We start from the raw sequence: 13,615 nt of genomic DNA, 5'->3' as shown, positions 1-13,615 counted from the left end.
AGAGAGGGATCACCGTATGCGAACGGACGCGTTCGCCTCGACGTCGATGCTCCCCAACCGATGGTATTGGGCTATTGGATTGGCGGCGATCGTGGTGCTGCTGAGCGGTTGTGCCAGCAATCGCTTCCAGCTCGCCAACGAGCCGGTCGAGGATACGACCCTTCCGGTCGTGATGTCGGAGTTGCCGAGCCCGCGAGCGGGGGGAGGTCTCAACCCGCCGGCGGTGCGCGTACCGGCCTCGCCCAGCGCTCCCGCGATTGTTCCGGGCGTCTCCGCGGGGGCTGCGGCGCAACCGGTGGCGCCGCCGGTCGGCTCTCAACCCGTCGTCTCCACGCCCGCCGTGGTTCCGGGCATTGGCATCGCGGCGACCGGCGCGGCGATGCGCGAACCGAAGCTGACCGACAATCCGCGTCCCAACGACACCGGCGTGCTCAATCGTCGGGTGGTGGGGGAGACTCCTCGTCCGGGGGCCCCGGGCTCGAAGCTTGAACCGGCCACCGACGGCCCAGAACTCTCCGGTATCGTCGTCGATGAGTACGGTCGACCCGCGCCCCTCTCGAGTATTCAAGTCGTCGACCTCAGCAAAAGGGCCATTACCGCGGAACTCGCCTCGGGCTCCGACGGACGCTTCAAGGTTCGTAATCTCTGCTACGGCACGAGCTACGAACTGATCGCGATGACGTCGTCGTACGGGCGTCGCTTGCGGGGCTCGGTCATCGCCAAGCCCCCCGATGCGGCGGTCTACATCCAGGTGACGACCAATGGCACGGGCGTCGAAGCCCCGAGCACCGGCAATCAGGTGCATCGCCAGCCGGTCCGACCAGCCCCTCGGCGGTCGGCGTTTCTCGCGGCCGCTCCCTCGGCGGGGCGGCTCTCGGTCCAGACGCCGGTGATGCTCCGTTCGATCGAGCCGCTCGACTCGTCGAACGCACCTCGTCAGTTCGCCGCGAAGCAGCGGCCGCGCCCCGCGACGAATCCTTGGACGCCGATACGTGACGACTCCGCCCCGAAGGAGTTGGCGGCGAGTGTTTCCAAACCGCAACCGCCGGCCGCGATCGAGGAACCGGTCACGCAGTCGGTTCGACACGTTGAGCCGGTCGTCGAGGAACCGGCTCCGCGGCAGAAGGCCGAAGAGACGCTCGATGCCGATCTCGTGTTGATCGACTTCTTCGGAAGCTGGTGTATTCCCTGTCGCCAGAGCGTGCCGAAGCTCAATTCGCTGCATCGGCGTTACTCGCCGACGGGGCTGAAAGTCGTCGGCATCGCGTGTGAATGGCAGGAGGTCGACGAGGCCGGCGAAGTGGCTGCCGCGGTTAGGCGTGACATGGGGATCGAGTATTCCGTGGTCGCGACCTCGATGGAGGATGCGGGTACCCCTCGCCAGCGGTTCCAAGTCACACACTACCCGACGCTCGTGCTGCTCGATCGCGAGGGAACCGTGCTCTTCCGAAGCAACGGCTGCGATGCGAAGAGCCTCGCGAAGCTCGATCGGATCATCGCCCGCAATCTCAGCGGCGTCGCCAAACCGCGTCGCGTCGCGTCGCAAACGAGCCCGCTTTCCAAGCAGCCCGCGAAAGCGGCGACTCGCTCCTACCTCGGCTCGTGAGTTCGCCCCTCACGAGCGGTGGGCGACGAGATGACACATCCCTCGCGTGACCGATGTCTCCTCGATCGTGAACCCCGCCTCGGTCAGCATTTCCTTCACTCCCACTTCCGAGAGCCGCAGCTTGGGATAGGCATTCTTCTGTAGTTGCCACTCGCCCTTGCGCCGATCGAGCACCATGTCGTGGACCATCACGCGTTCGGGAAGATACTCGAGGAAGGTCAGCATGACGCGGTCGTCGTCGAGTCGGACGGGAATCGCTCGATCACTTCCGGTGAGTTCCTGGGAGAGATCCCGAAAGCCGACGATGAAGCGGCCTTCCGGCTTGAGCCGAGACTTGGCGGTGCTGGAGATGAGTTGCCGAACCGCGTCGGCATCGGGAAGGTGCGGGAGCGTATCGCCCATGCAGACGGCGAGGTCGAACGGGCCGCCGAGGTCGCTGGAGGGATCGAGAGCCGTCAAATTGGACTCGATCGTCTTGATGGAGAGCCCCGAGGCCAACTCGCGAAGCTCCTCCAGGAGGCTGGCCTGAAAGTCGACGGCAGTGACTTCGTAGCCGAGCTGCGCCAGGGCGATCGACTGAATCCCCGACCCGCAGCCGAGGTCGAGAGCCCGCTCGGGACTGGTCTCGAGTGTCAAGCGGCGAAAGAACGCGATCGTTTCCTCGACACGCCGGTCGAAGTCGCCGCACATCCAGGTATAGTGCTCGGCCAGCAGCGTTTCGTAGTGTTCCTTGACGTCTTCGGTGCTCATCGCGAATGTCCTCCGAGCGATCGCTCACCGATCGAGCAGCGCCGGCGGGCGAAGGCGATGAGGGCATCGTATCGGGGTGAGCCTCCGCGGTCCCTAGGAGGCCTCGCCCTTGTGTTCCCAGCAACTGCGAACGCGACGTAGTCCCTGGGCGCAGATCTCGAAGTCATCGCTGAGTCGGCGCAGGACCGGGGCCTCGTCGGCTTGCTTGGGAGTATCGGAGTAGGTGCTCGCGATGTAGTAGGAGCGTTTGCCCTGAGCGAAGACCTCCTCGAGCCGCACGCTGATCTTGCCCGATCCCTTGGAACGCTGGAGGGCTTCCGGATAGACCCCCGACCAGAAGAGAGCGACGTCGCCGGCGTGGCGGAAGATCTCGCGCCGGGTCTTTGCGTCGTGCTCGGGGCGGTCGGCGTCGAGCAACATTTCGGCGATCTCGACCAGGCGGCGCCCTTGGGAGCCCTTGAGCATGTAGATCGAGTCTCGGTGGATGAAGCGAACGAGTAGTTGAGAGAGATAATCGGTCAAACGTGTGTCGGCGACGCCCATCTCGCAGAAGAAAGTCTGCTCGGTCAGCCCGGAAAAGAGGGCACGAAGGGGATGCGACTCGGGCACTTGCTTCATGTTGGTCTCCTTCCTTCGCAGTCTAAACTTAAGTCTAGACCACGACTGATGATACAGTCAAGTTCCGTGGCCGCGGCGCGGGCACGGATGAAGGTCGGTTCCCCAGGTTCGGTCCGTCCCCGATCGAGCGGGTGAGGGCTCGCGGCCACCAGGACGGTCGGCGCGCATTGCCGAGGGCGATGGACGGACACCACCTCCCAATGGTGGCCGGTGACCGCGTGCCTCGTCAATGCGGAAAGGGGAGAGGTGTGCCAAGAAGGGACGACTCTTCTCCTCCCAACCGGCCGCCAGGTCGCTCGGAAAGCGGCTCGAAGGGTCCTTTCCACCACACGTCCCCATACGATGACGTTTGGTTTCTCGCAAGACCGGATCGGCGGGAGACGGGTAGGATCCGGTTTTGGGCACCTTGAGTAGACTTGATGCTTATCCGTACACGCTCCCCTTGCTCCAAAAGGGCAGTCCAATTGCTCCCTCTTGGCCAAGGGAAGTCTAATTGCTCCCTCTTGGACAGGGGGGGACGAAAGAGGCTTTCCCCTTGGACAAGGGAGATCAAAGAGCATCCTCGTGCAGTCGAACGTTGCTGATCACGTAGTGCGACACCATTGAGGGAGAAGAAATGATCAAACCATTTGGGGCTCTGGTGGCGTTGGCGATTGTTCCCTGTCTGGCGATGGGCCAACAGTGGAAAGTGAACGTCGAAGCCGGGAAGGTCGACCGGGAGGGAGTTCCGGTTCACGTCGACCTCGAGCTTCCCGCGGACGCTCACACCAAGCCGGCGTGCGTCGAGCAGGGCACGTCGCGCTATCCCGCTCAACTCGAGAAGCAACCGGGGGGCAAGACCCGCGTTTGGTGGGTGGTCGATCAGCTCGCCAAGGGCAAGTCCGAGCCAGCCACGATCAAGCTCGGGGTCGACTGCGCCGACGGCAAGTTCGAGTGGAAAGAGGAGCCGGGCAAGTGGACGCAACTACGCTTCGACGGCTCCCCGCTCGCTTCCTACATGCACGAGAGCTTCGACCCCGAGCGCATCGAGGAGACCAAGAAGGTCTACCACCACGTCTTCCGGCCCGATGGCAAGCGGTTGATCACGAAGGGCCTCGGAGGCAAGTTCCCGCATCATCGCGGCATCTTCTTCGGCTACAATAGGATCACCGCGGGAGACCGCAAACTCGACATTTGGCATGCGAGAAAGGGAGAACACCAGGCCCATCGGGAGATCGTCAACGAGTTCCTCGGACCGGTTTTCGGCGGGCATGAACTGCGGATCGACTGGAACGATCGCGAGGGCAAGACTTTCCTCGAGGAGACACGAATGCTTCGCGTCTTTCCGATCGACAAGGAGACGATGCTCATTGACTTCCGTTCGGAGCTGGCGGCGGTCGACGGTCCCGTCCGGCTCGAAGGAGACCGGCAGCACGCGGGCGTTCAGTTCCGGGCGGCGCAGGCGCTGGCCGAATCGAACGACGGTCGCTATCTTCGACCGGAGAAGTGGAGCGACATGCCGGCGAACAAGCAGTTCAATGGGCCCGATCACAAGGATCTGCCCTGGAACGCGCTGCAGTACAAGCTCGACGGCGAACCGATCACCGTCGCCTATCTCTCCGACCCGAAGAACCCCGACAACGCCGAGTTTTCCGAGCGCGGCTACGGCCGGTTCGGTGAGTACTTCCCCTATGAGGTCACCGCGAAGAAGCCACTTCGGGTCCACTATCGCTTTTGGGTCTCGACGAACGAGAAGGTGACGAGGGAACAGATCGAGCGGCAGTACCAGGATATGGTTTCGCCCCCGAGCGTGGTGGTGGAGTGACGATGGCGGCAGCGCCCATACGAAATCCGTTCTACTTCCTTTTGCTGATTGCGTGCGGTGGTTTGCTCATCACGATCTTCACGTATCTCGTCGGGTGGTTCTACGTCCCGACGCCGACGTACGCGATCGGTGAGCAAGCGGCCCCGATGGCGCCGATGCCCCCGTGGATGGAGTGGATTGACGACCACGCCCTGTGGTTGATTGTGGGGGAGGTCTCGGTCATCTTGGTCCTCGTCGTCTTGACGATCGGTCTGGACCGATTCTTCGACGAAGGGCCCTCCGCGACGTCCGGGGACCAGAACGACACCAGGGACGCGACGCTCGTGGAGAGCGAGGTCGCCGAGGATGGAGAGAAGAGGTCATGAAAGTTTGCCCGTCAGAGTCGATTCCGGCCGAACCGGTCGCGATGGAGGGGGCCAAGCAGGTATCGATGCGCGTCCTGATTGGTGAAGGGGACGGTGCACCGAACTTCGTGATGAGGCAGTTCGAGGTCGCACCGGGAGGCGAGACTCCCCATCACTCCCATCCCTACGAGCATGAAGTCTTCGTTCTCTCCGGGGAGGGCGTGGTGCTCGAGGGAAACGAGGAACGACCCCTGCGCGGCGGCGACTGCGTCTACGTTGCCAGCGGCGAGGTCCATCAGTTCCGAAACACCGGCGGTGAGGCGATGAAGTTCCTCTGCCTGGTTCCGCGGATGGACAAGAGTTGCTAGCATTCGCCCCGAGGTGCCACGATCCGGGTGCTGGGTCCCATGCTCACGCTTGCGTGGGCATGCGGAAAGGACTCACATGTTCCGTGAATACGTGTCGTGAACTGTCGACGGCTTCGTCGCCGCAACGCCATCGCAAGGATTGATCTCGGATCGGGAATCGTCCCCAACTCATTAGAACCATCCACCATCATGCCTCAGACGTTCGTACTCGGGATCTCTTCATGCCCTTGGTGAAGCAAGCCGCATTCCTCGCCGCTTGGGGACTTGGCGCCTATTGTCTGCTCGTCCTGTTGATGATGAGTTTGGAGACCTTCCTCCTCTACCCACGAGGGGGGATTCGCCAAGTCCCTCGCGATTTCACACATGAACCCTACTGGCTGACGACCGATGACGGACTGCTCATCGAGGCTTGGTACTGTCCGTGCCCGACAGCGCTGTCGACGGAGAAGGAAGACGAACGGCCGGTCGTGCTCTTCTGTCACGGCAACGGCGGCGAGATCAGCAGTCGAGCGGCACTTGCCCGGCGCTGGCAGGAGACGCTCGGGGCCGATGTGCTTCTGTTCGACTACCGCGGCTTCGGACGCAGCGAGGGAACGCCTTACGAGCAAGGCCTCTACCGTGATAGCCGAGCGGCGTACCGTTGGCTGACCGATGAGTTCGGGATCGATCCCGATCGCATCATGCTTTGCGGAGCCTCCCTCGGCGCCGCGGTCGCGTTGGAGCTGGCGCTCGAAGTTCCCCATCGGGCGCTGATCCTCTTGTGCCCATTCGCGGGAGCTCCGGAGGTGGCGGCGGAACTCTATCCCTGGTTGCCGGTCCGCATGGTGATGCGCAATCGCTTTCCGTCGTACCAACGGATCGCCCAATATCGAGGTAAGCTGTTCCTGACGCACGGCGAACGTGACGCGATCATCCCGGTCTCGCACGGCAAGCGGCTCTTCGAGGCCGCCGGGGAGCCCAAAGGGGTGTTGATTCGGCCCGATCGCGGTCACAACGACATCGCCGACGGAGTCTTCTTCGACGAGGTGAGGCGGTTCCTTCAGCAGTAGTGGGATTCGAGGACTCGATGGTCACGAACATCGAACGAAATCTGATCTTCAAGCCCGAGCAGCATCCCGCGGGTGACTGGCTGCCCCAAGGATTGGTCTACGAGGATATCCTCTTTTCGACCGAGGACGGGGTCTCGCTTCACGGTTGGTACTGCACCGACGCCGACCGTCGCGAACAGCCGCGAATCGTCGTCGACGAAGGGACGCCCAAGCCGGTGGTGCTCTTCTTCCACGGCAATGCCGGTAGTCTCGCGTGGCGCGCCGAGCTGATTCGCGAATGGCTCGGATCGTTCGATGTCGACTTCTTCGCGATCGACTACCGTGGCTACGGCAAGAGCGACGGCCGACCGTCGGAGGAGGGCTTCTATCGCGACAGCCGAGCGGCGTACCGCTGGCTCGTCGAGGAGAAGGGGATTTCGCCCGAGCGCGTGGTGATCTTCGGTCGCTCCCTGGGAGGCGCGGTCGCCCTCGAACTGGCACTCGCGGTCGAGCATCGCTGCTTGGTGATCGAGAGCACGTTCACCTCGCTGCCGGACGTCGCCCGCTTGGTCTACCCGTGGTTACCCTTTCCTTGGCTGATGGTGACCCGGTTCGACAACCGCGACCGCATCAGTTCCTATCATCGCCCTCTCTTCATCGGACACGGCAAACGCGACAACCTCGTCCCGATCCAGATGGCTCAGGAACTCTTCGAGCTGGCGGGCGGTCCAAAGGAGCTCTTCGAGGTCGCCGATGCCCAGCACATCGGCCTGATGGCTTACGGTGGCGAGATCTACCGGCGGCGACTTGCGGCGTTCCTCACGGGAGCCTTTGCCGAGCAGGCGACGAGCGACGTTTCTCCATGAAGTCGCGACGCGACCGCGCCGAGCCCGTACAATACTCCATTCGATTTGGATAGCTGAACGACGCTTTTCTCTTGGTTGAACTCCGTCAGGTTCCCTAGTCGCTCGCGCGGGCACGCGGAAGGGGGCAGGCCGTTGCCCGCCACGAACACCCGACGGTTTGAGCCGTTTCAACCTCGAGGCACATTGGCGAAGGGATTCCCGATGTCCCGACTCTTCGATGGACTCAACGACGCGCAGCGTGCCGCGGTCGCGCACACGGAAGGGCCGATGTTGGTCCTCGCCGGCCCCGGCAGCGGGAAGACCCGCGTGATCACGCACCGCATCGCCCACATGGTCAACGAGGTGGGGATTCCCTCCTCGTCGGTGCTCGCGGTCACCTTCACGAACAAGGCCGCCGACGAGATGCGCCATCGTTTGGCGTCGCTGATCGTCGGGCGACCGCCGCTGACGTGCACCTTTCACGGCTTCTGCGCCCGCATGTTGCGTCGCTATGGCGAGCGAGCGGGTTTCGAGCCGAACTTCTCGATCCTGGACGAGTCCGACCGAAGCCGGGCCCTGACGAGCATCATCAAGGAGATGGGGCTCGACACCGGCCACTTCCCGCCGGGAAAGTTTCAGCATCGCATCAGCAATCTCAAGAACGAGTTGACCTCGCCGGCGGAGTTCCAGTCTCAAGCGGCCGACTACTTCGATCGTCTCGTCGCCGACGTCTATCCGCGCTACCAGGAGCGGCTCAAGGAGCAGAATGCGTTCGACTTCGACGACTTGCTCTTCGTCTTCGCCGATCTGTTGCGCCGCGACGAGGAAGTGAGAACGCAGCTCGACGAACGGTTCCGCTACATCCTCGTCGACGAGTACCAGGACACCAACCTCGCCCAGTACGCGATCGCGCGAGGCATGTCGCTGAAGGTCCAAAACCTGTGCGTGACCGGCGATCCCGACCAGTCGATCTACGGCTGGCGGGGGGCGAACCTGAACAACATCCTACACTTCGAGGACGACTTTCCCGGCGCGTCGGTCTTTCGCCTCGAGCAGAACTATCGCAGCACCGCGAATATTCTCTCGATCGCCGATCAGCTCATTCGGCAGAACAGCCGTCGCAAACACAAGGAGTTGATCACCGACAATCCCCCCGGCAGCCGGGTTCGCGTCATCTGCTATCAGAGCGATGACGTCGAGGCCAACGCGATCGCGAACGATATTTGCGAGGGGGTCGAGGTGGGGGGGCGGCGTTTCGGGGACGTCGCGATCTTCGTGCGTGTCAGCAGTTTGACGCGGCCGTTCGAAGCCGCTTTTCGCGCCCGCCATATTCCCTACCAGGTCATTGGGGGCTACTCCTTCTTCGAACGCAAGGAGATCCGGGATGTCGTCGCGTACTTGCGGCTGACGCTCAACCCGAAGGACGACGCGGCCTACCTTCGCGCCGTCGGGTCGCCCCCGCGCGGGATCGGACAGCGGACGCTCGAACGTCTCGCGACCCACGCCCGCGCTCATGGGATCTCCCTCGCCGAGGCGACCGCGAACGTTTCCGACGTCAAGTCGATCAAGGGCAAGCCGGCGGCGTCGCTGCGATCGTTCGGCAAGCTGCTCCGGGAACTCGAGGAGATCAAAACGCTCGCCCCCGCGGTCGCCATCGACACCATCCTCAGTCTGACCGCGTATCGCGATCAATTGGACGATCTTCCCGAGGAGGAACGCCAGACGCGGCTCGGCCTTCTCGAGGAAATGATCGGTGCGGCGCGTTCCTGGTCGGTGGAGAACCCCGAGGAGGATCTGCTCGCCTACATGGAGCAGGCCGCCCTGACCAGCGACGCGGACCGGCGCGACGCGAGCGCCGATGTGGTGACGTTGATGACGTTGCACGCGGCCAAGGGGCTCGAGTTCCCGATCGTCTACCTCGTCGCGTTCGAACACGACATCCTGCCCCACCAACGCGGTGTCGAGGAGGGCAACGAGGAAGAGGAACGGCGGCTCGCGTTCGTCGGCATCACCCGGGCGCGGGAAGAGTTGACGATTAGCTACACGCAACGGCGACTCTATCAGGGGCGCACCAACTACATGTCGCCGAGCCCGTTTTTGGCGGAATTGCCCGACGATTTCCTCGATCGCGAGGACCGGGCCGACGATTGGCGCGAGGGGGCGGACTCGTTCGCGGACGACTACAGCCAGGAGCCTTCTTGGGAGGAACCGAGCATCCCGCTCGTCCATGGCGCTAGCGGACCGTCGCCGGCCGATCGTTTCTATCGCGGCATGGCGGTCCGGCATCCGGTCTACGGGCAGGGGCTCATCTTGCAGCTTGAGGGGGCTGGGGAGGATCGCAAAGCGACTATTGAATTCCCCTCGGTCGGCCCCAAACGCTTTGTGCTATGTCGCGCTCCCGTCGAACCGGCGTAACCCTCTTCCCGTAGGTCAGGCCATTGACTGACGCGAACGTCGCTCGGTCTTCGTGGTGGGCCTACGCGTGGGAAGGGGACATCTCGCCGGCGAGCATCATGCACGTGAGGCCACTCCCGATCCCGAGCATCGCGAAACGATCGCCGGGACGAAGGAACCCCTGTTCGATCGCCAGCGCGGTCGTCGTGGGTAGGGCCGCCGATCCCGTGTTGCCGAGCCATTCGAGCGTCGTCAGATCCTTGTCGGGATCGAGCTTGAGCAACTCGCAGAGCCGGCGCCGATGGGCGCTGCCGACCTGATGGGCGAAGAATCGCTCGGGAACATCGTCGGCCCAATGCATCTCGCGACGAAATTTCTCCCAGGTCTCTCGCGCGAGATCGCATCCGGCGACTAACATTGTTTCGGAGTCGGTCTTCATCAAGGGACGCGACTCGCCGAGGCTGGCATCGGGGCCCCCACGGCAGAGGGCGTGATGCGCCGTCGCCGACCGGTAAGCCCCTCCGAGCAAACGAGGACCGGTCGGAGAGAGCCGCTGATGGGTCAGCACCGCCGCGACCGAAGCCGAGCCGATCGTCAAGCTGGCGAAGGCGTCCTTGATGTCGTTTCGCTTCAGCGACTCGTCGCGATTGAGGAGGTCGATCGTGGCTTCCACCAGGTCCCGCGAGGATTCGGTCGAGACGACCAACCCCGCCTCGATTTGCCCCAGCTCGATCATGTTCGCGATTTGGGTCATCGCATTCATGAAGCCGAGACATGCATTGGATAGATCAAAAAGAGTTGCGTCCTCGGGCAAACCGAGTTCGTGATGAACGCGGCACGCGGTCGCGGGCTCCATGTAGTCGCGGCAGACCGACGCGTGAATGAGGCAGCCTACCTGCTCGGCGGAGATGCTTGAGGCCTCGAGCGCTTGGCGGGCCGTCTCGCAGCTAGTTGGGCCAGGGAGGGTACCGGCGGGAAAGAAACGCCGTTCCTTGATCCCGCTCATCAGCTCGAGGCGACCTTCTCGCAGTCCGAGTCGCCCATACAACGGAGCAAGGCGCCGCTCGATCTCCTCCGACGAAACGATCTCGTCGGGAAGGTTGTAGGCGAAGGAATCGATGCGAACGTTTTGATAGCGCATGTTCGAATGTCAGTACAAAGAACCGTGAATTGCCCCACCGACAGGCGACCGACCTCGAGCCATCGTTTCGAGGCGTCGAAGTTCGTCACAGCTCGGCATTCTAGCGGCCACGCCCCTGTTTGAAAGGTGTGCGACCGCGGACCTCCAGGAAGTGTCCCGCCCTCGACCGAATGGAATCCTCAACCGGAAAGCCAGTCAGATGCCCGAATCGCTTCAGATCGAATGTTTCGTTTCGCCCCCCTTCGGCGAGAACGCTTATGTCCTGACCGGACGGACCGAAGGCAAGTGCGTCGTCGTCGACCCATCGTTCGAAACCCGAGCGCTACTGCAATGGATCGACGAGCACCAGTTGACCGTTGAAGCGATCTGGAACACCCACGGTCACGTCGACCACATCGCCGGCAACGCGTCGCTCAAGGAGGCCTTTCCCTCCGCTCCCCTGATCATCGGGGAGGGAGATGCGGTGATGTTGACCGATGCGATGGCGAACCTCAGTGGGCTGGCGGGGGCCGAGATCACTAGTCCGCCGCAGAACAAGACGGTCGCGCACGGCGAGAAGCTCACGGCGCTCGGCTACGAGTGGGAAGTGCGGGAGATTCCTGGGCATTCGCCGGGGCACGTCGTGTTCGTTTGCGTCGAGACGACACCCCCGATCGTCATCGGCGGGGATGTTCTCTTCCAGAACGGGATCGGACGCTACGACTTTCCCGGCGGGGACGGCTTGCTGCTTCGCAAGGGAATTCGCGAAAAGCTCTACTCGCTCGCCGACGCCACCATCGTCTATCCCGGTCACGGACCCACGACCACGATCGGCCACGAGAAGCGATCCAATCCCTTTACCTTCTGAGGCCGTCCGGCTCGTCTCGAGCCTTCAACGTCGGTCGGCGAGGACACGGATCGACTCCCTCGCCGGCTCGAGTTCCGTCAAGACTTGCCTTTCGGGTGCCACTGGCTGCTGGTCAGCCAGTGACAACGAGGCATGGAACCGTCAACTCGAGCTTGAACGTTTGACCGTGGCCGAGCGGCCAGAGGCATCCGAAGAGTCCAACGCTCGCGGCATCATCCTCGACCGGCGACGGCCTACTTCGACTTCGCGGGCGTCTTCGAAGGCGGAGGCGGGGTGTGCTTGCCGTTGGGTTGCGTGATCCAAGGGAAGTCGTCGGTGCGGAAGGGCGAGGCCGGAAGTCCCGCTTTGTTCCAAAGGTTCACGTCCGGATAGCTCGCCCAGCCGTAGCGGACCGCGGTCGGGTGAGGAACTTCCTTGCTCGAAACTTCCACGGAGTCCCCGACGATTTTGGCGTCGGCATTGTGGAAGACCCGGTCGGCCCCCGCGACGGAGAAGCCCTTGAGGGGACCATCCTTGGCGACGAGCCCGCCGGCGGTGTTCTCGAAGGTGATCGTGGCGGTGTCGCCGCGAATCTCCACACTCTTGAACGTCGGTCCGGTGTGAGGAATCTTCTCGCCGTAAGCGAGCTTCCGCGCCGCCAGAGCGAGTCGGCTTCCGACCGGCTGCTTCATCCGGGGATGAACATCGTTCTCATCACCAACGTCGGTGGTGACCGCCATCGCGGTATTGGGCACCTTGATCGAGGTCAGCCGCTGCGCTTCGCGCAGTTCGGCCCATCCGCTCTCGGTCGGCTTGCTGGACTTCTTCTGAAACGGGGCCAATTGCACGAAGAGGAAGGGAAAGTCTCCCTGCTTCCACTGAGTGCGCCAATCGTTGATCAAGTTCGGAAAGAGCTTTTTGTACTCGAAGGCCCGTCCCGCGTTGCTCTCCCCCTGGTACCAGATAACGCCTTGAATCGTGTAGGGAATCAGCGGGGCGATCATGCCGTTGTAAAGCGCGGAAGGACGCCGGGGGTTCTCGGGGCCCATCGGCAGGTAAGGCTTGCGGGGCATCGGCAGCTTTGGGTCTTTCTCGCGCGCCGCGACGTCCTTCTTCCACTGTTCGTACGCTTTATCGTAACGTGCTTTGGCCTTCGGGTAGGCCTCCAGGGCTTTGGCATACGCCGAGGCGATATCGCGATGGCGCGCGTCGATCGCTTCCTTGGACACCCACGCTTCCGCGGGAGTGCCACCCCAACTCGCTTCGATCAATCCGACCGGAATGCCGAGCGCACGCTGCAAGTCGTGTCCGAAGTAGTAGCCCACCGCGGAGAACCCGGGAGCGTTCTCCGGCGTCGCGTTGACCCATTCGCCTTCGACGTCATCGGCGGGAGCGTCGAGCGCCGTTCGCTTGACCTTGAAGTAGCGAAGGTTCGGGTTGTTGGCTTTGCTAATGGCGGTTTCGGCGCCCTCGGTGCTCCGCAGGGGCCATTCCATGTTGGACTGTCCGCTGCAAACCCAGACGGTGCCGACGAGGACGTCGCGGATGACGAGCTTGTTTTTTCCTTTGATCGTCATCGTTTCGGGGCCGCCGGCGACGAGCGGGTCGAGCGTGACGGTCCAACGTCCGCCGGTCGCTTTGGCGGCTTTCTCTTGCCCCTGGAAGGAGACGGTGACCGTTTCTCCTTCGTCGGCCGTGCCCCAGATGGTGACGGGACGACCTTGTTCGAGCACCATACGGTCCGAGATGATGGCTGGAGTCTTGATGTCGGCTAGGGCCGCCGATTGCGACAGGAGGGCAACCGCGACGAGCGCCAACGCCGGGAGCTTCGACTTACGAATCATTCAATTCCTTCCTTCACCGCCGATCCGGTCCAAGCTTGGAGGTGGAC

At 63.0% G+C, this 13,615-nt stretch carries 12 protein-coding genes; 8 read left to right on the top strand and 4 right to left on the bottom strand.

From position 1 onward, the window contains the following. Positions 1-16 precede the first annotated feature (16 nt). Entirely contained in the window at positions 17-1,606 is a 1,590-nt protein-coding gene (locus tag Pan216_RS16090) for a TlpA family protein disulfide reductase (protein ID WP_145259323.1), read from the top strand. 9 nt (positions 1,607-1,615) lie between these two features. Here the strand turns inward: Pan216_RS16090 and Pan216_RS16085 are convergent, their stop codons facing one another. Together Pan216_RS16085 and Pan216_RS16080 are read right to left on the bottom strand one after the other, a co-directional pair. After that, the gene (locus tag Pan216_RS16085; protein ID WP_145259322.1) at positions 1,616-2,356 is read right to left on the bottom strand and encodes a class I SAM-dependent methyltransferase; all 741 of its coding nucleotides are present in this window, start codon (positions 2,354-2,356) and stop codon (positions 1,616-1,618) included. Between the two features lie 93 nt (positions 2,357-2,449). Further along, positions 2,450-2,974, bottom strand: coding sequence for a hypothetical protein (locus Pan216_RS16080; protein WP_145259320.1), 525 nt, complete (start codon positions 2,972-2,974; stop codon positions 2,450-2,452). A 616-nt stretch (positions 2,975-3,590) separates the two neighbouring features. Between Pan216_RS16080 and Pan216_RS16075 the strand changes: the two genes are divergently transcribed. The 6 genes from Pan216_RS16075 to Pan216_RS16050 all read left to right on the top strand — a co-directional run bounded on the left by Pan216_RS16075 (position 3,591) and on the right by Pan216_RS16050 (position 9,778). Then, positions 3,591-4,778, top strand: coding sequence for a DUF6807 family protein (locus tag Pan216_RS16075; RefSeq protein WP_145259318.1), 1,188 nt, complete (start codon positions 3,591-3,593; stop codon positions 4,776-4,778). Between the two features lie 2 nt (positions 4,779-4,780). After that, positions 4,781-5,143 carry a hypothetical protein gene (locus Pan216_RS16070; RefSeq protein ID WP_145259316.1) on the top strand — a complete coding sequence of 121 codons (363 nt, stop codon included), beginning with the start codon at positions 4,781-4,783 and terminating at the stop codon, positions 5,141-5,143. After that, positions 5,140-5,490 (top strand): cupin domain-containing protein, encoded by a 351-nt coding sequence (locus Pan216_RS16065; protein WP_145259314.1) that lies wholly within the window; start codon positions 5,140-5,142, stop codon positions 5,488-5,490. Before Pan216_RS16070 ends, Pan216_RS16065 begins: the two co-directional genes overlap by 4 nt. A gap of 221 nt (positions 5,491-5,711) precedes the next feature. Further along, positions 5,712-6,539: an alpha/beta hydrolase gene (locus Pan216_RS16060; RefSeq protein WP_145259312.1), complete on the top strand. Its 828-nt coding sequence runs from the start codon at positions 5,712-5,714 to the stop codon at positions 6,537-6,539. A 17-nt stretch (positions 6,540-6,556) separates the two neighbouring features. After that, positions 6,557-7,384, top strand: a complete 828-nt coding sequence (locus Pan216_RS16055) for an alpha/beta hydrolase (protein WP_145259310.1) — start codon at positions 6,557-6,559, stop codon at positions 7,382-7,384. 201 nt (positions 7,385-7,585) lie between these two features. After that, entirely contained in the window at positions 7,586-9,778 is a 2,193-nt protein-coding gene (locus Pan216_RS16050) for an ATP-dependent helicase (RefSeq protein ID WP_145259308.1), read from the top strand. Positions 9,779-9,839: 61 nt separating this feature from the next. On the opposite strand, the gene Pan216_RS16045 is transcribed toward Pan216_RS16050, so the two are convergent. Next, on the bottom strand, positions 9,840-10,898 hold the full coding sequence (locus Pan216_RS16045) for a 3-oxoacyl-ACP synthase III (RefSeq protein WP_145259307.1): 1,059 nt from the start codon (positions 10,896-10,898) through the stop codon (positions 9,840-9,842). A gap of 199 nt (positions 10,899-11,097) precedes the next feature. On the opposite strand from Pan216_RS16045, the gene Pan216_RS16040 reads away from it, so the two are divergent. Beyond that, positions 11,098-11,745, top strand: coding sequence for an MBL fold metallo-hydrolase (locus Pan216_RS16040; protein ID WP_145259305.1), 648 nt, complete (start codon positions 11,098-11,100; stop codon positions 11,743-11,745). 233 nt (positions 11,746-11,978) lie between these two features. Here Pan216_RS16040 and Pan216_RS16035 read toward each other — a convergent pair whose 3' ends face one another. After that, positions 11,979-13,568 (bottom strand): sialate O-acetylesterase, encoded by a 1,590-nt coding sequence (locus Pan216_RS16035; protein ID WP_145259303.1) that lies wholly within the window; start codon positions 13,566-13,568, stop codon positions 11,979-11,981. Positions 13,569-13,615: the final 47 nt, after the last annotated feature.

This window comes from Kolteria novifilia, assembly GCA_007748055.1.
GTDB classification, from domain to species: Bacteria; Planctomycetota; Planctomycetia; order Kolteriales; family Kolteriaceae; genus Kolteria; species Kolteria novifilia.
Note: the sequence above shows the minus strand (reverse complement) of the source record. Positions and strands in the feature narration are given on the sequence as shown.

Bases quoted from the DNA above. Each gene is read 5' to 3' on its own strand.
- Pan216_RS16055 (WP_145259310.1), top strand. From the start codon at position 6,557: ATGGTCACGAACATCGAACGAAATCTGATCTTCAAGCCCGAGCAGCAT.
- Pan216_RS16060 (WP_145259312.1), top strand. From the start codon at position 5,712: ATGCCCTTGGTGAAGCAAGCCGCATTCCTCGCCGCTTGGGGACTTGGC.
- Pan216_RS16085 (WP_145259322.1), bottom strand. From the start codon at position 2,356: ATGAGCACCGAAGACGTCAAGGAACACTACGAAACGCTGCTGGCCGAG.
- Pan216_RS16070 (WP_145259316.1), top strand. From the start codon at position 4,781: ATGGCGGCAGCGCCCATACGAAATCCGTTCTACTTCCTTTTGCTGATT.
- Pan216_RS16090 (WP_145259323.1), top strand. From the start codon at position 17: ATGCGAACGGACGCGTTCGCCTCGACGTCGATGCTCCCCAACCGATGG.
- Pan216_RS16080 (WP_145259320.1), bottom strand. From the start codon at position 2,974: ATGAAGCAAGTGCCCGAGTCGCATCCCCTTCGTGCCCTCTTTTCCGGG.
- Pan216_RS16050 (WP_145259308.1), top strand. From the start codon at position 7,586: ATGTCCCGACTCTTCGATGGACTCAACGACGCGCAGCGTGCCGCGGTC.
- Pan216_RS16075 (WP_145259318.1), top strand. From the start codon at position 3,591: ATGATCAAACCATTTGGGGCTCTGGTGGCGTTGGCGATTGTTCCCTGT.
- Pan216_RS16045 (WP_145259307.1), bottom strand. From the start codon at position 10,898: ATGCGCTATCAAAACGTTCGCATCGATTCCTTCGCCTACAACCTTCCC.
- Pan216_RS16040 (WP_145259305.1), top strand. From the start codon at position 11,098: ATGCCCGAATCGCTTCAGATCGAATGTTTCGTTTCGCCCCCCTTCGGC.
- Pan216_RS16065 (WP_145259314.1), top strand. From the start codon at position 5,140: ATGAAAGTTTGCCCGTCAGAGTCGATTCCGGCCGAACCGGTCGCGATG.
- Pan216_RS16035 (WP_145259303.1), bottom strand. From the start codon at position 13,568: ATGATTCGTAAGTCGAAGCTCCCGGCGTTGGCGCTCGTCGCGGTTGCC.